This window comes from Comamonas sp. GB3 AK4-5 (assembly GCF_041320665.1).
Classification (GTDB): Bacteria; Pseudomonadota; Gammaproteobacteria; order Burkholderiales; family Burkholderiaceae_C; genus Comamonas.
Window position 1 is genome coordinate 2,612,376 of record NZ_CP166730.1, and the last position, 21,087, is coordinate 2,633,462.

The 21,087-nt window shown below is 62.8% G+C and carries 14 protein-coding genes; 7 read left to right on the plus strand and 7 right to left on the minus strand.

The genetic code is table 11. From position 1 onward, the window contains the following. Nucleotides 1-120: 120 nt before the first annotated feature. The 5 genes from ACA027_RS11815 to scpA all read right to left on the minus strand — a co-directional run bounded on the left by ACA027_RS11815 (nt 121) and on the right by scpA (nt 7,477). Entirely contained in the window at nt 121-2,169 is a 2,049-nt protein-coding gene (locus tag ACA027_RS11815) for an acetyl-CoA carboxylase biotin carboxylase subunit (protein ID WP_370678432.1), read from the minus strand. Nucleotides 2,170-2,241: 72 nt separating this feature from the next. Next, nucleotides 2,242-2,628, minus strand: a complete 387-nt coding sequence (locus tag ACA027_RS11820) for a cytidine deaminase (RefSeq protein WP_370678433.1) — start codon at nt 2,626-2,628, stop codon at nt 2,242-2,244. A gap of 13 nt (nt 2,629-2,641) precedes the next feature. Next, nucleotides 2,642-4,177, minus strand: a complete 1,536-nt coding sequence (locus ACA027_RS11825) for an acyl-CoA carboxylase subunit beta (RefSeq protein ID WP_370678434.1) — start codon at nt 4,175-4,177, stop codon at nt 2,642-2,644. A 57-nt stretch (nt 4,178-4,234) separates the two neighbouring features. Beyond that, entirely contained in the window at nt 4,235-5,284 is a 1,050-nt protein-coding gene (gene meaB / locus ACA027_RS11830; protein WP_370678435.1) for a methylmalonyl Co-A mutase-associated GTPase MeaB, read from the minus strand. A gap of 48 nt (nt 5,285-5,332) precedes the next feature. After that, nucleotides 5,333-7,477, minus strand: coding sequence for a methylmalonyl-CoA mutase (gene scpA / locus ACA027_RS11835; protein ID WP_370678436.1), 2,145 nt, complete (start codon nt 7,475-7,477; stop codon nt 5,333-5,335). Between the two features lie 114 nt (nt 7,478-7,591). On the opposite strand from scpA, the gene ACA027_RS11840 reads away from it, so the two are divergent. The 6 genes from ACA027_RS11840 (at nt 7,592) to ACA027_RS11865 (ending at nt 14,257) form a co-directional block, all read left to right on the plus strand. Continuing rightward, nucleotides 7,592-9,037 carry a short-chain fatty acyl-CoA regulator family protein gene (locus ACA027_RS11840; RefSeq protein ID WP_370678437.1) on the plus strand — a complete coding sequence of 482 codons (1,446 nt, stop codon included), beginning with the start codon at nt 7,592-7,594 and terminating at the stop codon, nt 9,035-9,037. 203 nt (nt 9,038-9,240) lie between these two features. Beyond that, the gene (locus tag ACA027_RS11845) at nt 9,241-10,476 is read left to right on the plus strand and encodes a CaiB/BaiF CoA transferase family protein (protein ID WP_370678438.1); all 1,236 of its coding nucleotides are present in this window, start codon (nt 9,241-9,243) and stop codon (nt 10,474-10,476) included. Between the two features lie 48 nt (nt 10,477-10,524). Continuing rightward, a complete protein-coding gene (locus ACA027_RS11850) occupies nt 10,525-11,499 on the plus strand; it encodes a Bug family tripartite tricarboxylate transporter substrate binding protein (RefSeq protein WP_370678439.1) in 975 nt (324 codons plus the stop codon). 8 nt (nt 11,500-11,507) lie between these two features. Beyond that, the gene (locus tag ACA027_RS11855) at nt 11,508-12,458 is read left to right on the plus strand and encodes a hydroxymethylglutaryl-CoA lyase (RefSeq protein ID WP_370678440.1); all 951 of its coding nucleotides are present in this window, start codon (nt 11,508-11,510) and stop codon (nt 12,456-12,458) included. Between the two features lie 12 nt (nt 12,459-12,470). Next, nucleotides 12,471-13,106 carry a GntR family transcriptional regulator gene (locus ACA027_RS11860; RefSeq protein WP_370678441.1) on the plus strand — a complete coding sequence of 212 codons (636 nt, stop codon included), beginning with the start codon at nt 12,471-12,473 and terminating at the stop codon, nt 13,104-13,106. Between the two features lie 65 nt (nt 13,107-13,171). Then, nucleotides 13,172-14,257: a tyrosine-type recombinase/integrase gene (locus ACA027_RS11865; RefSeq protein ID WP_370678442.1), complete on the plus strand. Its 1,086-nt coding sequence runs from the start codon at nt 13,172-13,174 to the stop codon at nt 14,255-14,257. 257 nt (nt 14,258-14,514) lie between these two features. On the opposite strand, the gene ACA027_RS11870 is transcribed toward ACA027_RS11865, so the two are convergent. Both ACA027_RS11870 and ACA027_RS11875 read right to left on the minus strand, forming a co-directional pair. Beyond that, nucleotides 14,515-15,849, minus strand: a complete 1,335-nt coding sequence (locus ACA027_RS11870) for a tetratricopeptide repeat protein (protein ID WP_370678443.1) — start codon at nt 15,847-15,849, stop codon at nt 14,515-14,517. Between the two features lie 629 nt (nt 15,850-16,478). Then, nucleotides 16,479-20,771 carry an autotransporter domain-containing protein gene (locus ACA027_RS11875; RefSeq protein ID WP_370682569.1) on the minus strand — a complete coding sequence of 1,431 codons (4,293 nt, stop codon included), beginning with the start codon at nt 20,769-20,771 and terminating at the stop codon, nt 16,479-16,481. Here ACA027_RS11875 and ACA027_RS11880 point away from each other — a divergent pair. Continuing rightward, complete coding sequence (locus ACA027_RS11880; RefSeq protein WP_370682667.1) at nt 20,734-21,063, plus strand: hypothetical protein; 330 nt, start codon at nt 20,734-20,736, stop codon at nt 21,061-21,063. The genes ACA027_RS11875 and ACA027_RS11880 overlap by 38 nt on opposite strands. Nucleotides 21,064-21,087: the final 24 nt, after the last annotated feature.

Sequence of the window (21,087 nt, forward strand, 5' to 3'; positions counted from 1 at the left end):
TGCATCCAATTGTCACACGCGCCTGAAGAAAAGCCCGCGTGGCGATCGCCACACGAGCTCCTCAGAGAACAGAACGTGGCGATGCTTGGGGCCATGTCGGCACCGCCACGCCTGCCGCCATCATTCAAATTCCAGAATGATGTCGTCCACCGCCAGCGAGTCACCCTTGCTGGCGCTGATCTTGCCCACCACGCCATCCTGGGCCGCAAAGAGGATGTTCTCCATCTTCATGGCTTCGATGACGGCCAGTTTCTCGCCGGCCTGCACCTTCTGGCCGGCCTGCACCGCCACCTCGACCAGCAGGCCGGGCATGGGCGAAAGCAGGAACTTGGACAGATCGGGCGGTGCCTTGTAGGGCATGAGCTGGAACAGCTCGGCGCCCAGCTTGGACAGCACCATCACATCGGCTTGCGTGCCGTTGTGAATCACGCGCAGGGCCAGCGGGTTCTTGGGCGTGCCGCGTTCGATCTGGCAGGTGAAAGGCTGGTCGTTGCAGGTGCCGCGCACCACCAGATCGCGCAGATCGGCATCGCTGTGGAAGGCATAGTGCTTGCTGCCGATGACGACCTTGCACACACGGGCTTGGTCATCAAAGTCGCTCACCTCGCCACGCACCTGCTGGTGCTGGCCTTCGGCGCCCAGCACCACGGCGGTATAGCTGTGCCCCACCTGCAGCTGGTGGCCCTGCATCTGGCCGGAGATGGTCGATGCACGCGCGCGGTAGCGGCGGTTGCGGAACATGGCCAGGGCCACCAGGAAGTCCGGATCGGCATGGGGCACATCCTCGGCATGGAAGCCGTGGCTGTAGTGCTCGGCGATGAAGCCGGTGTTGAACTCGCCCGACACAAACTTGGGGTGGGCCAGCAGCGCGGCCTGGAACGGGATGTTGGAGCTGATGCCGCGGATGGCAAAGCCGTTCAGGGCTTCACGCATCTTGGCAATGGCGTCGTTCCGGTCCTTGCCGTGCACGATGAGCTTGGCGATCATCGAGTCGTAGAACATGGGGATCTCGCCGCCCTCGAACACACCGGTGTCCACGCGCACGCCGTTCAGGTGGGCCGTATCGGCCTGCCACATGGCCTGCTCGGGCGTCTGAAAACGCACCAGGCGGCCCGTCGAGGGCAGGAAATTGCGGAACGGGTCTTCGGCGTTGATGCGGCACTCGATGGCCCAGCCATCGCGCTTCACATCGGCCTGGCCAAAGGCCAGCTTTTCGCCGGCGGCCACGCGGATCATCTGCTCCACCAGGTCCAGGCCGGTGATGCACTCGGTCACCGGGTGCTCCACCTGCAAGCGGGTGTTCATTTCCAGGAAGTAGAAGTCCTGGTCCTTGCCCACCACGAACTCCACCGTGCCGGCGGACTGGTATTTCACCGCCTTGGCCAGGGCCACGGCCTGTTCGCCCATGGCCTTGCGGGTGGCGTCGCTGATGAAGGGCGAAGGTGCTTCCTCGATCACCTTCTGGTGGCGGCGCTGGATGGAGCATTCGCGCTCGTTTAGATACACCACATTGCCATGGCTGTCACCCAGGATCTGGATCTCGATGTGGCGCGGCTCCTGCACAAACTTCTCGATGAAGATGCGGTCATCGCCAAAGCTGTTGCGGGCCTCGTTCTGGCAGGCGGTGAAGCCTTCCAGGGCTTCCTTGTCGTTGTAGGCCACGCGCAAGCCCTTGCCACCACCGCCAGCCGAGGCCTTGATCATCACGGGGTAGCCAATGCCCTTGGCGATGCCCACGGCCTTTTCGGCGTTCTCGATCGCGTCGTTGTAGCCGGGGATGGTGTTGACCTTGGCTTCGCCTGCCAGCTTTTTGGAGGCGATCTTGTCGCCCATGGCGGCAATCGAATGCGCCTTGGGGCCGATAAAGGCAATACCCTCGTCCTCGCAGCGCTTGGCAAAGGCCTCGTTTTCCGACAGAAAACCATAGCCGGGGTGCACGGCCTGGGCGCCTGTGGACTTGCAGGCCGCAATGATGCGGTCAGCCAGCAGATAGGACTCGCGGCTGGGTGCGGCGCCGATGTGCACGGCCTCGTCGGCCAGCTTCACATGGCGGGCGTCCTTGTCGGCGTCGGAATACACGGCCACGGTGGCAATGCCCATCTTGCGGGCGGTGGCGATGACACGGCAGGCAATCTCACCGCGGTTGGCGATCAGGATTTTGGTAAACATGGTTCTCTCTCCCTTGGGGTCGGCCTTCTTGCCTGCACCCCGGATTTATGACGAGTCCGTCGTTATGCAATCTCAGGCAGCGTCTTGCAGCCAGTGGTGGGGCATCAGCTCCGCGAGGGAGAGCTCTCGCCCACCGGGCAAGGCCACACGCGTCGCCGCATTGGCGGGGTCCAGCTGCAGCATCATTTCGCGGCAGCGCCCACAGGGCGACAACACCAGACCTTGTGCATTCACCGCCACAGCGGCCTCGATTCGGGTGGCATGGCGCTTGAGCATCTCGGCCATGGCCGAGGCTTCGGCACAAAACCCGATCCCACAGGCCATGTCTATGCACACGCCCGTGTAGATCTGGCGGTCGCTGCCCAGCAAGGCTGCGCCCACGCTGGCGGCCTGCCCGCCGTTGGCAAGGTCTATGGGTCTGGCCACGGCCTGGGCCGCAGCTATCAGTTCGGTGAACATGCTGCACTGGCCCTCACAGTGGGATGTTGCCGTGCTTGCGCCACGGATTTTCCAGCTGCTTGTTCTTCAGCATCTCCAGGCTGCGGCAGATGCGCTTGCGCGTTTCGTGCGGCAGGATGACGTCGTCGATAAAGCCACGCGCACCGGCTACAAAGGGGTTGGCAAAGCGTTCCTTGTATTCCGCTTCACGCGCAGCCAGCTTGACGGGGTCATTCTTGTCTTCGCGGAAGATGATTTCCACCGCGCCCTTGGCGCCCATCACGGCGATCTCGGCCTGGGGCCAGGCCAGGTTGACGTCGCCGCGCAAATGCTTGGAGGCCATCACGTCATAGGCGCCGCCATAGGCCTTGCGGGTGATGACGGTGATCTTGGGCACGGTGCACTCCGCGTAGGCGTAGAGCAGCTTGGCGCCATGCTTGATGATGCCGCCGTACTCCTGCGAGGTGCCGGGCATGAAGCCAGGCACGTCCACAAAGGTGACCACGGGGATGTTGAAGGCATCGCAAAAGCGCACAAAGCGCGCGGCCTTGATGGAGCTCTTGATGTCCAGGCAGCCCGCCAGCACCAGAGGCTGGTTGGCCACAATGCCCACGGTCTGGCCGGCCATGCGGGCAAAGCCGATCAAAATATTCTTGGCGTAGTCGGGCTGCAGCTCGAAGAAGTCGCCGTCGTCCACGGTCTTGAGAATCAGCTCCTTCATGTCATAGGGCTTGTTGGGATTCTCGGGCACCAGGGTATCGAGCGACAGGTCGGCGCGGTGTGCGGGGTCGGTGGACTCGCGCACTGGTGCTTTTTCGCGGTTGTTCAGCGGCAGGTAGTTGTAGAGGCGGCGCAGCATCATCAGCGCCTCCACGTCGTTGTCGAAGGCCATGTCGGCCACACCGCTCTTGCTGGTGTGGGTGACGGCACCGCCCAGCTCCTCGGCCGTGACCTCTTCGTGGGTCACGGTCTTCACCACTTCGGGGCCGGTCACGAACATATAGCTGCTGTCCTTGACCATGAAGATGAAGTCGGTCATGGCCGGCGAGTACACGGCGCCACCGGCGCAGGGGCCCATGATCATGGAGATCTGCGGCACCACGCCCGAGGCCAGCACGTTCTTCTGGAACACATCGGCATAGCCGCCCAGCGAGGCCACACCCTCCTGGATGCGCGCACCGCCCGAGTCGTTCAGGCCGATCACGGGAGCGCCCACCTTCATGGCCTGGTCCATGACCTTGCAGATCTTCTCGGCATGGGTTTCCGACAATGCGCCGCCAAACACCGTGAAGTCCTGGCTGAAGACAAACACCAAACGGCCATTGATCATGCCGTAGCCGGTGACCACGCCGTCGCCCGGGATCTTGCTGTCCTGCATGCCGAAGTCCGTGCAGCGGTGCTCCACAAACATGTCCCACTCTTCAAACGTGCCGTCGTCCAGCAGCAGTTCGATGCGTTCGCGCGCCGTGAGCTTGCCTTTTTTGTGCTGTGCGGCGATGCGCTTTTCTCCGCCCCCCAGCCGCGCGCGTTCGCGCTTGGCTTCCAGCTGCTTCAGGATGTCGTCTTGCATGCTTGTCGTCCTCTTACCTGTTTGGGTTGTGTGTCTCGCTCGGCCTGAAGGCTTTTGCTATTGCTTGTTGGCTGTTGCTATGGTTTGGTGAGCTGTCTGCGCAATGCCTGATTGCGCTGACAGCAGATTTCTTGCCGCAGTACTGGCTGCCATGCGTCCAGCGGCCACATCGGCCTGTAGCTGTGGCAGCAAGGCCTGCACCTGCGGGTGCTGGCGAAATGCCTGCTTGAGCCCGAAGTCGATGCGCTCCCACATCCAGGCCAGCGACTGCTTTTCGCGCCGGGCCTGCAAACGGCCATTCGTGGTCTGCATGTCTTTGAAGCTGCTGACCGCAGCCCAAAAACCATCGACGCCCTGGCCCAGCAAGGCGCTGATCTGCAGCACCCGGGGCTGCCACAGCGCGCCGGCATGGGCGTGGTCTGGATTGCCATGCATGCCCAGCAGGCGCAGGCTGGAGGTGATTTGCGCCTCGGCCCGCGTGGCAGCATGGGGGTCGATATCGGCCTTGTTGATGACCACCAGGTCGGCCAGCTCCATCACGCCTTTTTTAATCGCCTGCAGGTCGTCGCCCGCATTGGGCAGCTGCAGCACGCAGAACATATCGCTCATGCCATGCACGGCAATCTCGCTCTGGCCCACGCCCACGGTTTCGACAATGACCACGTCATAACCGGCGGCCTCGCAGACCAGCATGGCCTCGCGCGTCTTCTCGGCCACGCCACCCAGGGTGCCGCTGCTGGGGCTGGGACGGATATAGGCCTCGGCGCGCACGGACAGCTGCTCCATACGGGTCTTGTCGCCCAGAATGGAGCCGCCCGACACGGTGGAGGACGGGTCAATGGCCAGCACCGCCACCTTCAACCCCTGGCCTATGAGGTACAGGCCCAGGGCCTCGATAAAGGTGGACTTGCCCACGCCCGGCACACCGCTGATGCCCAGCCTGAATGCCCGGCCCGTATGCGGCAGCAGGGCCGTGAGCAGGCTATCTGCCTGGATGCGGTGATCGGCACGGGTGGATTCCAGCAAGGTGATGGCCTTGGCCATGGAGCGGCGTTGCACGGCAGGGTTGCCATGCAGGATGCCGTCTTGCATTTGCTCAGGGGTCACGTCAGATGGCCTTTGCGCTCAGCTTTGCACTCAATGGGGTCCGGCCCATCACAGGCCGTTGGCCTTTTTGATCTGCTCCAGCACATCCTTGGCGCTGGCCGGAATCGGGGTGCCCGGGCCGTAGACGCCCTTGACGCCTGCGCCGTAGAGGAAGTCATAGTCCTGGGCCGGAATCACGCCGCCCACAAAGACGATGATGTCGTCGGCGCCCTGTTTTTTGAGCTCTTCGATGATGGCGGGCACCAGGGTCTTGTGGCCGGCCGCCAGCGTGGAAACGCCCACGGCGTGCACGTCGTTTTCAATCGCCTGGCGGGCGCATTCCTCGGGTGTCTGGAACAGCGGACCCATGTCCACGTCAAAGCCCAGGTCGGCAAAGGCGGTGGCCACCACCTTGGCGCCACGGTCATGGCCGTCCTGGCCCAGTTTGGCAATCATCACGCGGGGACGGCGGCCCAGCGTGTCGGAAGCGGCATCGATTTCGCCCTTGAGCTTGTCCCAGCCTTCGGCTGAGTCGTAAGCGGCAGCGTACACACCGGTCACCTTTTGCGTGTCGGCGCGGTGGCGGCCAAAGGCCTTTTCCATCGCGTCGGAGACTTCGCCCACGGTGGCGCGCAGGCGCACGGCCTTGATGGCCAGATCCAGCAGATTGCCCGTGCCGCTTTCCGCTGCGCTAGTGATAGCAGCCAATGCTTGCTCCACCTGGGCTGTGTCGCGTTTTGCCTTGATGCTCTGCAAACGGGCAATCTGGCTGTCGCGCACCTTGACGTTGTCCACCTCCAGGATATCGACCGGGTCTTCCTTGGCCAGCTTGTATTTGTTGACGCCGACGATAACTTCCTTGCCGGAGTCGATGCGCGCCTGCTTCTCGGCCGCCGCAGCCTCGATCTTGAGCTTGGCCCAGCCGCTGTCCACGGCGGCCGTCATGCCCCCCATGGCATCCACTTCCTCGATGATGGCCCAGGCCTTGTCGGCCATTTCCTGGGTCAGCGTCTCCATCATGTAGGAGCCGGCCCAGGGGTCGATCACATTGGTGATGTGGGTCTCTTCCTGGATGATGAGCTGGGTGTTGCGCGCAATGCGGGCCGAGAACTCGGTGGGCAGTGCAATGGCCTCGTCCAGGGCATTGGTGTGCAGCGACTGGGTGCCACCAAACACGGCCGCCATGGCTTCGATGGTGGTGCGCACCACGTTGTTATAGGGGTCTTGCTCGGTCAGCGACCAGCCTGAGGTCTGGCTGTGCGTGCGCAGCATCAGGCTCTTGGGGTTTTTGGCATCAAAACCCTTCATGATGCGGCACCACAGCAGGCGCGCGGCGCGCATCTTGGCCACTTCCAGGTAGAAGTTCATGCCCACGGCCCAGAAGAAGGACAGGCGACCGGCAAAGGCGTCCACGTCCATGCCCTTGGCAATGGCGGTCTTCACATATTCCTTGCCGTCGGCCAGGGTGAAAGCCATCTCCAGCGCCTGGTTGGCGCCGGCTTCCTGCATGTGGTAGCCCGAGATCGAGATCGAGTTGAACTTGGGCATGTTCTGGCTCGTGTACTCGATGATGTCGCCGATGATGCGCATGCTCGGCTTGGGCGGGTAGATATAGGTGTTGCGCACCATGAACTCTTTCAGAATGTCGTTCTGAATGGTTCCGGAGAGCTTGTCCTGGGGCACGCCCTGCTCTTCTGCCGCCACCACATAGCCGGCCAGCACGGGCAGCACGGCGCCGTTCATGGTCATGGAGACGGAGACCTTGTCCAGCGGGATCTGGTCGAAGAGCACCTTCATGTCTTCCACCGAATCAATGGCCACGCCGGCCTTGCCCACGTCGCCCGTCACGCGGGGGTGGTCGGAGTCATAGCCCCGGTGCGTGGCCAGATCGAAGGCCACGGACACGCCCTGGCCACCGGCCGCCAGCGCCTTGCGGTAGAAGGCATTCGATTCCTCGGCCGTGGAAAAACCGGCGTACTGGCGAATGGTCCAGGGACGCACGGAATACATGGTGGCCTGCGGGCCCCGGATGTAGGGCTCGAAACCCGGCAGCGTATTGGTATAGGGCAGGCCCTCCAGGTCGGCGGCCGTGTACAGCGGTTTGACGGCGATGCCATCGGGCGTGATCCAGTTCAGCGCCTCAGGATCGCCCTGGGGGGCCGACTTGCTGGCCGCCTGGCTCCAGCGCTGCAGATCTCCAAAATCGTAAGCCATGTAGTTTTCCGTGTGTATCTATATTTACAATCTTCGCAAAAACAAGCTGGATTCGCAATCCAAAGGAGTAAAAAATATGCAAACTCGGCATGTAACTTTGCAAGGTTTGCAAATATGAGCAAAGCATTCTTGGGCGCACACCTCAAAACCCTGCGCGAACAACGCGGCCTGACCCAGGCCGCGCTGGCCCAGGCACTGAAGGTGTCCTCCAGCTATTTGAACCAGATTGAAAACAACCAGCGTCCGTTGACGGTGAATGTGCTGCTGCGCCTGCAGGCCGCATTCGGCATTGATGCACAGCCGTTCTCGGAAGACGTGCAGGCCCGCCAGCTGGGCCTGCTGCGCACCGCCCTGGCCGATATGCCAGGGGGCGATCAGGTGCCTCTGGCGGAAGCACGCATTCTGGCGGAGCAGTTGCCCGCCGCCACACGTGTCGTGGTGGACATGCACAAGCGCTTTCGCGCCGCAGAAGACCGGCTCTCCCTGATCGCCGAGAACACCGACAACGCCCCGCATGCCACCTCGGCCGCCCTACAGCCTTATGAGGCGGTGCGCGAGTTCTTTTACGCCGGCCACCAGCACCTGGCCCTGCTGGACGAACAGGCCGAACAGCTCTACCAGCAATTGCAAACGCAGGAGCGCGACCCGCATGCCCCCCACGCCAGCCGCCTGGCCAGCGCGCTGGAAGAACGCCTGCTGCGCCTGCATGGCATCACCGTGCGGCGCGAAGCAGGCTCGCCTGCCACGGAGCAGCCACTGCGCATTCTGGAGCGGCAAAACCACCAACTGCGTCTGGCGGCCGGCCTCAGCGCGGGGCAACAGGCTTTTCAGCTGGGTATTCAGCTGGCGCTGCTGGAGTCCGGCCCTACGATCGATGGCTTTACCAATGCGGCCAACTTCGACAGCAACGAGGCCCGCGCGCTGGCACGCATAGGCTTTGCCAACCATTTTGCGGGCGCTCTGCTGCTGCCCAACCGCCTGTTTCTGGAAACGGCGAATGCGTTGCGCTATGACATCGAGCTGCTGGCCGAGCACTTCGGGGTGGGCTTTGAGACCGTGGGCCATCGCCTGTCCACCATGCGCCATGCCGACCCCCACAGCATTCCGTTCTTCTTTGTGCGCGTGGACCGTGCCGGGAATATGTCCAAGCGCCAGTCCTCAGCGGACTTTCACTTCTCGCGCACGGGCGGCACCTGCCCGCTGTGGAATGTGTACGACGCCTTCTCGCAACCGGGCAAGATCCTGACCCAGCTGGCCCGCATGCCCGATGAGCGCACCTACCTCTGGATTGCCCGCACCGTGGAACACCGCCGCGGCGGCTATGGCTCGCCACGGCGCATCTTTTCCGTGGCCCTGGGCTGCGACATGCGCCACGCCCATCGCCTGGTCTACGCCGATGACCTGGGCCTGGATGCACCGGAACGCGCCGTGCCGATTGGCTCAGGCTGCAAGGTCTGTGACCGCGAGAACTGCGTGCAACGGGCTTTTCCAGCCCTGGGCCGGCCGCTGAGCATAGACCCCGATGCCCGGCGCTTTGCGCCTTATGCGCCGGCGGGCTAAAGGCCTTGTGCCCGGGGGACAACGCCCATTTGAAAGAACCTAGCGCGCTCTGCTCGGCCTGCTGAGACGGTTCCGCCTGCATCAACAGGCCGCCGCGCACCGGGCCGCGCAAACGCTAGGGTTTCACCTTATCTCACTCCAGTCCAGTACAGGCTGTAATGCGTCTGTAATTATTAATTCAAAATTATTCCGCATTCCAACCCATGCCCGGCACCACCCCCCCCGCAGCGCCTTCCACGGCATCGCCCTACCTCACGCCCGACGCTCTGCCTTTGCAAGGCGTCCGCGTGCTGGAGATATCGCACATGATCATGGGCCCGGCCACCGGCATGACGCTGGCCGATCTGGGCGCCGAGGTCATCAAGGTGGAGCCGGTGGACGGTGACCGCACGCGCCGCCTGCAAAGCGCTGGCATTGGCTACTTTCCGGTCTTCAACCGCAACAAGCAGAGCCTGGCGGTCGACCTGAAGTCGGCAGAAGGACAAAAGCTCGTCCAAGATCTGGCAGACCGGGCCGACATTGTTTTGGAGAACTTCCGTGACGACAGCCTGCAGCAGTACGGGCTGGACTATGAGGCAGTGCGCGCGCGCAACCCGCGTGCCATTTACGTGTCGCTCAAGGGCTTTCTGAGCGGTCCCTACAAAGAGCGCACGGCACTGGACGAGGTGGCGCAAATGATGGGCGGCATGGCCTATATCAACGGCAGCGAAGAGCGCCCCCAGCGCGCGGCCCCTTCGGTGAACGACATTCTGGGCGGACAGTTTGGCGTGATCGGCGCGCTCAGCGCGCTGCATGAGCGCGCTCGCACGGGCGTGGGGAAATATGTGCGTGCGGGGCTGTTCGAGACCAATTTGCTGCTGGTGGCCCAGTTCATCACCCAGTTCGAGCTGACCGGCACCCCTGCCCTGCCTTTTGGCAGCAAGCGCGAACCGCCATGGGGCGTGTACGACCTGTTCCACACCAAGGACGGAGGCCGCGTTTTTGTGGCCGTGGTCAGCGATGCGCAGTGGCGCAGCTTTGCTGCCGCATTCATGCCAGCGGGCTGGGCCGAGGATGCCCGCCTCTTTTCCGCCGTGGACCGCGAGGCCGCCCGCCCCTGGGTGGTACCCGCCGTGGCCGAGGTACTCAAAAACTGGAACACCGCCGAGCTGTGCGCCGCGCTGGAGCAAGCCAAGCTGTCGTATGCGCCGGTGAACCAACCCCATGATCTGCTGAAAGATCCGCACCTCACGCAGGGCGGCGCCTTGATGCCGACAGTGCTCCCGACCGGGGAGCATATTTCCACGCCCGCCCTGCCCCTTGAATTCAATGGGCTGAAGGTCGGCAAACGCATGGACCCGCCCAAGGTGGGCGAGCACACCGCAGCCATCCTCAGGGAGCTTGGCCTGGATGACGAGGCCATTGCCCTGTTGCGCCAACACGGAAAGATCGGCGGCTGAGCTCCATCAGCCAGGACAAACCACCCCCATATCTCGAAAGACATGCCCATGCTGCAACGTCGAATCTTCACTGCGGCCCTGCTGGCTGCAGCCTCTTTGGCCCACGCCCAAGGCCCTAACACCGCTGCCTATCCCAGCAAGCCCATACGCGTCATCATCCCCTCCACCCCTGGCGGGGGCACCGACTTCATCGGCCGCAACCTGGCCACCCATATGGCCGAAGCCAAGGGCTGGGTCCTGGTGCCGGACAACCGCCCCGGTGCGGGCACGGCCCTGGGGCTGTCGGAGCTGGCGCGCGCCGCGCCCACGGGCTATGACATCGTGATCGGCCAGTCGGACAACGTCTCGCTGATTCCGCTGCTGATGAAGACCAGCTACGACCCCATCAAGGATTTGCAGCCTATTTCCCTGCTGGCCACCACGCCCATGGTGATTCTGGTCATGGCCAACTCGCCCTACAAGACGTTGAACGACCTCATCGAGGCCGCGCGCAAGGCGCCAGGACAGCTCAACTACGGCACCTCGGGCACGGGCGGCTCGGTGCACATTTCCATGGAAATGCTGCAGGCCGCTGGCGGCTTCAAGATGCAGCATGTGCCCTACAAGGGCTCCAGCCCGGCCCTGGCCGACCTCATGGGCGGCCACCTGATGGTGGCGGGCGCTTCCATTTCCTCGGCCACCACGCTGATCCAAAGTGGCAAGGTGCGCGCACTGGCCGTGACTTCTGCCGCACGCAATGCCTCACTGCCTGATGTGCCGACTGTGGCTGAATCCGGCTACAAGAACTACAGCTTCGTCACTTACTACGGCGTCTTCGCGCCTGCGGGCACGCCGGCCGAGGTGGTGAAATCGCTGAATGCGGTCGTCACCCAGGTGATGGCACGCCCCGATGTGCGTGCGGCCTATGCCAAGCAAGGGCTGGAAGCAAGTTCCAGCACGCCGCAAGCTTTCGCCAAGCTCATAGAGCAGGACATTGCCAAAGCCAAGGCCACCATCCAGGCCGCCAACATCCAGGTGCAATAAGCCACGACATGTCAGAACGCATCACCATCACAGAAGTCGGCCCGCGCGACGGCCTGCAACTGATTGCCAACACCGTGCCCACGACAGCCAAGCTGGCATGGATAGAAGCCTTGTATGCAGCCGGCATCCGCCATATCGAAGCGGGCAGCTTTGTCTCGCCACATCTGGTGCCGCAAATGGCCGACTCCGCGGTGGTGGTGAGCAAAGCACTGGCCCTGCCCGGGCTGCAGGTCTACGGTCTGGCGGCCAATCTCAGAGGGGCCATGGCGGCCTATGAGGCGGGTGCCCATGTCATCGTGATCCCGCTGTCGGTCAGCGACCGCCACAGCCGCGCCAATGTCAACAAGGGCACGCTGGAGCATATAGCCGCCATCGGCCAGATCATCGACTGGCTGCGCGCACAGCTCCGCGCGGTGCGCATCGACTGCGTGGCCGCGTCGGCCTTTGGCTGCTCCATCAGCGGAGAAGTCGCCCTCACCGATGTGGTGGACGCCGCCAAAGCCCTGGCGCTGGCCGGCGCCGACCGCATCACCCTGGCCGACACGGTGGGCTATGCCCACCCGGCCCTGGTGCAAAGCACCGTGCGTGCCGTACAAGATGCCGTGGGCCAGCGCCTGCAAAAACTGCATTTGCACGACACCATGGGCCTGGGCATTGCCAACGCGCTGGTGGGATTGCAGCAAGGCATTCGCGAGTTCGACGCCTGCCTGGGCGGTCTGGGCGGCTGCCCTTTTGCGCCCGGGGCTTCAGGCAATATCGTCACGGAAGACCTGGTTTTCATGCTGGAAAGCATGGGCTACAGCACCGGTATAGACCTTGCCAAGCTCTTGTCGGCACGCCCGGCCATTGCCCCTTACCTGCCCGCAGGGACACTGCGCGGCGGCGTGCCGGCAGCGGGCATTCCCGCAAGTTATCGCCCTGCAACAGCAGCTAAGCCCGGAACCGGCCCCAAGCATTGATAATCTGGGCGCATGAAGACTGCCCCGCTGCCCCGCCTTGCGCTCTACGAAGAAGTGGCCGAATTGCTGCGCCAACGCATTTTCAGCCACTTGCTGGAGCCTGGCAGCTGGATTGACGAGCTCAAGATCGCAGAGGAGATCGGCATCAGCCGCACACCGCTGCGCGAAGCGTTGAAGGTACTGGCCGCCGAAGGCCTGGTGACCATGAAGCCACGCCGTGGCGCCTATGTGGCCGAAGCCTCGGAGGCCGACCTCAAAGAGGTCTACCACTTGCTGTCCCTGCTGGAAAGCGATGCCGCCAGCGTGGTGGCAGCGCAGGCCACCGATGCCCAGTTGGCCGAGCTGCGCGCCCTGCATGAAGCCTTGGAAGCGGCCGTCGACCATGCCGAGCGCTTTTTCTCCATCAACGAAGGCTTTCACATGGCCTTGCTCACCATGGCCAACAACCGCTGGCGCAACCAGGTCGTGGGTGATTTGCGCAAGGTGATGAAGCTCAACCGCCACCAGTCGCTGTTCAAGACCGGCCGCATCCATGACAGCCTGAGCGAGCACCGCGCCATCTTGCAAGCCCTGCTGCAACGCAACCCCGAAGCCGCACGCCTGGCCATGCACACCCATTTCGCCAACGGCTTGCAGGCTGCGGCCTGAGAGCACTACTGGATCAGGCCTGCACGCCTGCCGCCATGCGCGGCGCCTGCTCCTAAAATAAAGGCATGGACGCTGTGCCTTCCTCCCCTTCCCAGCCCGAGCTCGCCCCTGCCCCGCCCCTGGGCATGGAGGCTTTTGCGCATTGGCTGGATGCCTGCGGCCAGCACCACTGGATGCCGCTGTCCCCGGCCGCTGCCAGCCCCTATCGCTTTATTTGGGGGGCTTGGCTGAAATTCATAGCAGCGCAAGCCGATTCCGCCAGCGCTGAAGCTGATGCCGGTATCTACAGCGATGCACTGGAAGAGCAGCCCTGGCTGTCGGCCACACCCGAGCAGGTGCTGCAGTTTCTGACCCAGGCCACCCGCAGCCAAAAACAGCTGAGCCAGCCCAGTGCCATCACCCAGCGCCGCTACTGGCGGGTGCTGGACCGCATCTACCAGCATGCCCAGCTCCACGGCTGGGTGGAGCACAACCCCGTGCAAGGCCTGGCCGCCCAGGACCGCCCGCCCAGCGAAGACCCGCAGGGCGCCATCCTCAGCCCCCGCATGTGGCGGGCGCTGCAGCAGCAAATCCCCACGGCCACCGACCTGATCAGTGCCCGCGACCGCGCCGTGCTGCTGGTGTTGATGCAACTGGGCCTGTCCTCCGAAGAGGTGCGCAGCCTGGTGCTGGAAGACCTGGTGTGGCAGGAAGAGGAAGCAGCGCTTCAGCCCCCTGCGGTCGGCACAGCAAGCAAACTGGAAGCCAAGCCGCAGCAAGCCCGCATCACCGCCCTGCGCATTAGCGGTACACGCGCCATGCAGCCACGCACGCTGGAGGTGGCCCCGCTTCTGGCAGAAGCCCTGCACAGCTGGCTGGCCTACCGTGCGGGCTACGCCCCCATGGCCCAACAACCTGCACTTTTCTGCACCCGCAAGGCACCGGCGCTCTCCACCCACACCGTGCTGCACCTGGTCAGCAAAACCCTGCAAGCTGCTAGTGCCCTGCATCCGCAGGAGTTACCCCCTCGCATGGGCCCACAGGTGGTTCGCAACACCGTCATCGTGCAATGGCTGCAGTCCGGCATCAGCGAGACAGAGGTGCTGCAACGCGCCGGATTGAAGACCCCGCATGCCTTGGGCCACTTGCAGCAGTTTGTGGACTGGGAATAAAGCACGCACCCTTTTATCTGGCGGTATAAAATTTCATGTAAGCTGGATTCAAGTGATGAACTACAGCGCCACATAAGAATGATGCGCGATGCGGTAGCCGCTTCGCGCGGTATGCAAGGTAGAGGTATAGGCTGGCACACAGGTTTGCGCGTATGGACAGACCTATACCAGTTCACAGCGGTGACCTGGCCAGAGCAGGCAGCGCCTCCCCCGGCACTGCACAGCCTACGGCGCGGCACGCATGCCGCCATCCAAGCTCAGCGCTGGGCCAAGGCCTTTTGCGCTGGGGCATAGCCCTGGTCTGCGGCACGTTGCAGCCAGCGCTTTGCCTCTTTGGCATTCTTCTTCACGCCCTCTCCATCCCGGTACAAGGTGCCCAGCGCGTACTGGGCTTGCGCGTCCTGCTGTTCAGCAGCCATGTGGTACCACTTCACGGCCTGGGCCATGTCCTGGGGCACGCCCTTCCCGTTCTCATACAGCGTGCCCAGGTTGTACTGGGCCTTGGCATAGCCTTGATCGGCTGCACGGGTGAACCATTTGGCTGCCTCGGCGTAATTGGGCTGGGGAAAGCCTTTGCCCAGGTACTGGAAGACGCCGACGTTGTACTGGGCCAGCATATTGCCGCGTACTGCGGAGTCGAGATTGGCCATGTATTCCATGGAATGCACCGCCTCGCCCGCGCTGGCGGACGCCGCCGAAAGCGCTGCCAGGCGCTGTGTTGCCCCTGCATGCTGGAGCTTGGCAGCCTGGGTGTAATAGGCAATCGCTTCTTTTTCGTTGCGGTACTCGCCTTCACCCTGCTCGAACAGCCGTCCCAGCTCAAAAAAAGCCTGGCCCGAGCCACGGATGGCCGCATCGTGCAGCAGCAGCACGGCCTGTTTGTAATCCGGGGTCACGCCCTGGTCTTCAAAATAGATCTTGCCCAGCAGCAGCTTGGCGCTTTGCGCGCCTTTTTCCACCAGCGGCGCCAGCCATTTCACGGCCTCGGCATGGTCTTGCGCCACACCTTCGCCCAGGTAATACATCTCGCCCACCAGGAACTGGGCCTGCATGTCGGACTGCTCAGCAGCGGCCATATTCCAGCGGAACGCCGCCTTCAGATCCTGCGCGACCAGCTCCCCTTGGCGATAGACAAAGGCCAGGGTTTTTTGTGCCTTGACCGATCCCTGTTGTGCTGCACGCTCCAGCCACCCCATGCCAGCCGCCACGTCACGCGGCACCTCCTTGCCTTGCAAATACAGGCTGGCCAGCATGTTCTGGGCATCCGCATGACCCTGGGCGGCCGATTTCTGCAGCCACTCCACGCCTTGCGGCAGATTTTGCTCCACGCCCTCCACCCCCAGCAGGTGGAACAGGCCCAGCATGTACTGGGCCTGGGGCTGATCCTGCTGCGCAGCCAGACGGAACCAGCGCAAGGCCTCGGGTGCGTTTTTTTCCGTACCCTTGCCAATGAGGTAGGCCGAGCCCAGCTCGTACTGGGCCGTAGGCTGACCGGCTTCTGCGGCGCTGAGCAGCTCGCTGGGCTGGGCTTGCGCACCTGTTGCAACCACCCAAGCAGACAGGGCCCAGACATGGAACCATCGCACGCGCATTTTCATCTTTCGCCACCCATAAAACCTATAGCTTATATGAAGTGCAGTGCTTATCCAGACTACATGAGCAGCTATCAAAATTAATACATCCTGCGCAACTGCGTCCTGCAAGCACCAATACCGCACGTGCCCAAACCAAGCGGGCCGTCAACCATCCGCACAAAGCCTTGGCCCTGAAAGCCCGGGCCGCAATGGGCACAATAACGCCCTGCTTTGGGATGCCAGCTCGCCCCTACACCACAGACCGGCGCTGCGCCCTCCACGCTTTCAGGCCCATGAACCTCCAAGAATCTCCACAGACCCCGTCAGCTGTCTCGCCCTGGCGCATGTCGGTTGCGCCCATGCTGGACTGGCTCTACAAAATTTCAGTGTATTGATTTCAAAGGGATTTCCTACTCCCGCAAGATGATACGTAGCACTTCTGTAGCACCATCAATAAAAATGCCCCGACACCAACCAAGATGCCGGGGCATTTTCAATGCACAAGGAATGACGGGATTCGAACCTGCGAGGCGCTACAGCGAAACCATGCGACCTCTTCTGCCACATGCTCGGGAGTCGGCTTTGCCCATGAAAACCCCCTGCAGATTTTCACCTGCAGGGACTCTCAATCAAGTACGCGCTGCGCTTTAGAAGGCCCAGCGGACCTTCACGTTCGCAGCATGATCACGCTGGCCACTACCCACCTCACCGCGGTAGCCCACCACCAGGGCGGCGCTGCGACTCAAGGCCATTTCTGCTTCCAGGCCAAGCAGCGCCGTGTTGCGCGCCAGCGGCGCGCCGGCCACGGTGAAGTTCTGGCCGCCTTCAAACGCCATGGTTTTTTGCGGGTTCACGTCGCCAAAGGCGTGGCGCCAGCCCACGGTGGCACGCAGACGGCTTTCCTTGCCGGCCAGCTCAAAGTCGCTGTGCATGCGCAGGCCCAGCGTGGTGCTGGTCAGGTCGTCGGTATTGCTGCGCCCTTGCAGTGCGGCAAACCCGCCGTGCTCCTGGAAGCTACCGGTGCGCTGCTTCCCCAGGCTCACACCCACAAAGGGCTCAAAGCCAAACTTGTCGTACTGGCCGATGGCATAGCCCACTTCGGCAAACAGCTGGGCCGTGTGGGCGCTGTAGTCGGACTTCAAGGTTTGGCCCAGGCTGGCCACGTTGCGGCTTGTCTGGATGTCATGCCAGGTATAGGCCAGGCCACCCAGCACATTGATGCGCGGGCCGCTGCCTGTGCCCAAGCTCTTGCCGCCGTAGACGGCTGCGCTGTAGCTGTCGACCTTGGAGGTGGAGGCGCGATCGGCTACGCGGCCATCGGCATGGGTATAGCCCAGCGAGCCACCCAAACGCCAGCCGCTGCCAGCCACTTCCTGGTCCATGCCCACAAACAGGCCTGCGGTGTTTTGCTTCAGGCGCGCGGCATTGCCGTCGCCGTTATAGGCTTGCCAGTGTCCCACCACCTCGGCCCAGGCCGGCAAGGCCTTGGACGAGGGCCAGGCGGATGCCGGCAGCGAACCACTGCCTTGGGCAATGGGTGCACCAGAGCGCATGCCTGCGGTCAGGTTGCTGTACAGGTGCTGGCTGCTGATGCGGGGCGCACGCGCTCCCAGGCTGACCAGGCTGCCAGCGACGCTGGCATGGGTGTCGCCAGAGAGGCTGCTGAATGCCTCTGCAGGGGTGCCCTTGGGCAAACCTTGCACGTACTGGTACAGCGGGTGACTGCTGGGCAGGCTTTCAATACCGTTGGCCACAGCAGCCTGGTTGCTGGTGTTGGCCAGCTCTGCAAATGCGGTGTCGTTGCGTTGCAGCTTCAGCGTCACATCGGTGGCGCTGTGGCCCAAGCTGGCGTCCAGGTAGGCGTAGTTCGAGGTGACAGTATCAAACGCACCAAGGATATTGCTGGCTTTCAGGATGGTGTAGGTCTGGCCCACCCGGAAGTCGGTGCTGGCGTTGGACTCACTGCCAACATGCAGCACGCTGCCAGCCAAGGTAGCCGTGCCTGCCACCTGAATCAGGCTACTGCTGGCAGCGTTGGGGTCGGCCTTCACCTGGTAGGTTGCGCCTTGTTCCAACTTCAGGTCGCCCGCCACATGCAGCGTTCCGTAGGGTGTAGAGGCGTCTCCTGCCGCAATCACCGCACCACTTTGCACCGTAGTTGTGGTGCCTAGGCTGCCCACCGTGCCGGAGCCTACTAGAGTGGCGCCGCTGGCGACGGTGACGGTACCGCCCAACTGGCCGGTGTTGGCCAGCAGCAAACTGCCTCCTTCGACCTGGGTGCTTCCGGTATAGCCGCTGCTGTTGCCGCTCAGCGTCAGTGCACCCGTGCCGGACTTGGTCAGCCCACCTGTGCCGCTGATGCTGCCCGCGTAGGTGGTGGATTGGTTGTTTCCACCAGCGTCCAGCGTGAGACTGCCCAAAGCCAGCGCACCCGCGCCGGCCAAAGAGCCCACCGCTTGGTTGCCGCCCGACTGGCTGATGTCAAAAGTGGCACCACTGCCCACGTTCAGCGCGGTGCTGGCGGACAGGCTGCCACCGCTACCCAAGGCCAAGGTGCCGCCGCTGACAGTGGTGCTACCGGTGTAGGTGTTGATGCCGGCCAACACCAGCGTGCCTACGCCGGTCTTGGTCAGGCTACCGGTGCCTGACAAAGCGCTGCCCAAGGTAAAGCGGTTGGCTGCATCGGCAATATCGATGCCGCCACCCGCATTTCCCAGCATCCAGTTGCGGTTGCCATTGCTGGTCAAACCCGTGCCGGTAATTTGCAAGCTCCCCCCATCCAGTGCCACGCCCTCACCAGAGCCCCCTAGGTTGGAATCTTGGCTCACCGACAACGTGCCTGCGGCCACCGTGGTGCCACCGCTGTAGGTGTTGATGCCGTTCAACACCAAGGTGCCTGCGCCCGTCTTCTTCAAGCCATCGCTGCCCGCGATCTCATTGTTCAGCGTGGCAGTCCACCCGCTGCTGGCCGCGCTGCCGTCGCCGACCCGTATTTCCACGGGCGCGACGACGGTGCTGGTATCCGCCACCAGGGTCAGTGCATTGCCCGCCAGCTGGTAACCGTCACTGGCAAATTGCAGGCCGGTGGTTTGAACGGGCCCAGCGAAGTTGTTCACCGTGACAGTGCCTGCAGCGCCGCCAAAAATCGCAAAACCCGGCTGAGGCGACATGGCGCTCATGACCGAGCCCTGCTCGTCACTCCAGTTCAGTGCTCTGGTGCTCCAAGTGCCCGAGCCACCACCCTGCGCCGTACTGGAGGCCAGGCCATCGGCGTTCCAGAAACTCAACGTCTGGCCCTGGGTGCTGACCAGATTGATCTGCTTGTCGTTCGAGAGGAACTGCAACCCAGTACCGACCGGTATCGCCGCAAAGCCGCCATGGTTCAGCGTCAGCTTGCCGCCATAGTCAAACAAGCGGTACAAACCGGGGCCAAAGCCTGCGCCCTGAGACACGCGCAAGCGGACACCATCCAACGACAAATCGCCTGCAACGCTCACGCTGGTGCCTTGACCTGGGGTTTGAACGTTGGCACCAGGCACCCCTGCCGTGATAGCCAACGTACTGCCATTGACCATCTGCAGATTACCACCCACGGTCAATGTGCCCACACCGCCGATGCCAGGTTCCAAAATAGCACCATCTTGCACGGTCGTGGTGGTACCCACGCTGCCCACACTGCCTGAACCTGCTAGCGTGGTACCTCTATCCGCCGTCACAGGGCCTACAACTTGCCCCTTCACAGCCAGCTTACCGCCCTGGATGGTGGTGCCGCCGCTGTAGTTACTGGCAGCATTCAAGGTCAGGGTACCAGCCCCAGCTTTGATCAGCGAGCCGCCGCCAGAGACAGTACCGTTCAGGGTCAGCTCGAAACTACCACCCATAAACAGCATGCTGTTGAGCTGGATGTTGTTGGCGAGCGCCATCGATACAGCGTTTTGCAGGAGGGAAACGCCGTTGACGGTGACCTCGCCGCTGCTAAGCGCCCCGGCGTTGCCCAGTTGTGTGACACCGCCCGCGAGGGTAGTGGACGCGTAGCTATTCGAGCCATTCAGGATCAAAGTGCCGGTGCCGCTCTTTTTTAGTGCTCCGCCGCCAGTGATTGCTCCGTCCAGGATCAAGGTGTTGCTGCCAGAGACGTCCAGGCCGATGCCGGTGATGCTGATGGCGTTGTTCAGCGCCACCGTTGAAGCACCGGCCTGCAGGTTGCCGCCAGTGCCAGCGCTGGTGATGGCTCCGGAACCCAGGGCCGCATTATTGTCGACCGACAGGATGCCGCCGTTGAGCACGGTAGACGTGATACCGGTCAGCACCGCACCGGACATCCGCCAGGTACCAGCATCGACGATCAGGTTGCTGAAGTTGGTGAAGTTGTCACTGGAAATACTTCCGCTGCCGTTGGTGCCTGTGCCGCCACCGACATCGTTCTGCAAGGCCAGGGTACTGTTGGAACCTGAGCCACCGTCGACGACACCGGCCGCGGCGAAGTAGGCATCCTGGCCCGATATCAACAACTTACCCGACGTGCCAGTGCCTTTTTCGACCACTGAGCCAGTGATCGCGTTGAAGCGGTTGGAACTCAAACCGGAGCCCATGGACAGGCTGCCGGTCAACCTGCCCTTGTTGGTGAAGATATGACCCTGCGGCGCGGCAGAGAACGAAATCCGGCCGGTGATCGTGCCAGTGTTGGTCATCACCACCTGACCACCTGTGACCCCCACCACCGGTATGTCTGCCGGTTGGATCCCGGCAATGCCAAGCAGCGGCGAGCCGGAAATGGTGCCGTAATTGGTGATGGTGGTGGTGCCATAGTCGCCGTTGCGCACCTCCACCGCCATGCCGGTCAAGCTGGGCAGCGGCGTCAGCAACGATCCGACGGTGCCCTGGATCTCGTTGTTGTTGGTGATGGCCTGGACATTGTTGTTGTTGTTGCCGACGAACACGCCAGAGGACAACGAACTGATTGCGGAAAAAGTGGAGGGGTTAATGATGCCGTGGTTGAGCAGCTTCGTGTTGTTGCCAGTGAAGGACACTGAAGCCATCCCATTGATCACCGAACTGATCCTGGCCGTGCTGTCGAAAACGGCAGTCATGTTGTTGGCCGAGGAGGTCACGCCGGTGATCGAACCATTACACGTCACTGAAGAAGCGGGTATGAATGCGCCACACACCGCATGGGCGCTTGGCAACACCCCACCCACCCCCCACACCGCAGCCAAGGTTGCCGCCATATGACTTAGGCGCAGTGTGCGGCGTTGA

What these genes read in the sequence shown, in the direction of transcription:
- scpA (WP_370678436.1), bottom strand. Translation starts at nt 7,477, where the DNA reads ATGGCTTACGATTTTGGAGATCTGCAGCGCTGGAGCCAGGCGGCCAGC.
- ACA027_RS11815 (WP_370678432.1), bottom strand. Translation starts at nt 2,169, where the DNA reads ATGTTTACCAAAATCCTGATCGCCAACCGCGGTGAGATTGCCTGCCGT.
- ACA027_RS11850 (WP_370678439.1), top strand. Translation starts at nt 10,525, where the DNA reads ATGCTGCAACGTCGAATCTTCACTGCGGCCCTGCTGGCTGCAGCCTCT.
- ACA027_RS11880 (WP_370682667.1), top strand. Translation starts at nt 20,734, where the DNA reads ATGGCCTGGACATTGTTGTTGTTGTTGCCGACGAACACGCCAGAGGAC.
- ACA027_RS11855 (WP_370678440.1), top strand. Translation starts at nt 11,508, where the DNA reads ATGTCAGAACGCATCACCATCACAGAAGTCGGCCCGCGCGACGGCCTG.
- ACA027_RS11845 (WP_370678438.1), top strand. Translation starts at nt 9,241, where the DNA reads ATGCCCGGCACCACCCCCCCCGCAGCGCCTTCCACGGCATCGCCCTAC.
- ACA027_RS11820 (WP_370678433.1), bottom strand. Translation starts at nt 2,628, where the DNA reads ATGTTCACCGAACTGATAGCTGCGGCCCAGGCCGTGGCCAGACCCATA.
- ACA027_RS11865 (WP_370678442.1), top strand. Translation starts at nt 13,172, where the DNA reads ATGGACGCTGTGCCTTCCTCCCCTTCCCAGCCCGAGCTCGCCCCTGCC.
- ACA027_RS11860 (WP_370678441.1), top strand. Translation starts at nt 12,471, where the DNA reads ATGAAGACTGCCCCGCTGCCCCGCCTTGCGCTCTACGAAGAAGTGGCC.
- ACA027_RS11825 (WP_370678434.1), bottom strand. Translation starts at nt 4,177, where the DNA reads ATGCAAGACGACATCCTGAAGCAGCTGGAAGCCAAGCGCGAACGCGCG.
- ACA027_RS11840 (WP_370678437.1), top strand. Translation starts at nt 7,592, where the DNA reads ATGAGCAAAGCATTCTTGGGCGCACACCTCAAAACCCTGCGCGAACAA.
- ACA027_RS11870 (WP_370678443.1), bottom strand. Translation starts at nt 15,849, where the DNA reads ATGCGCGTGCGATGGTTCCATGTCTGGGCCCTGTCTGCTTGGGTGGTT.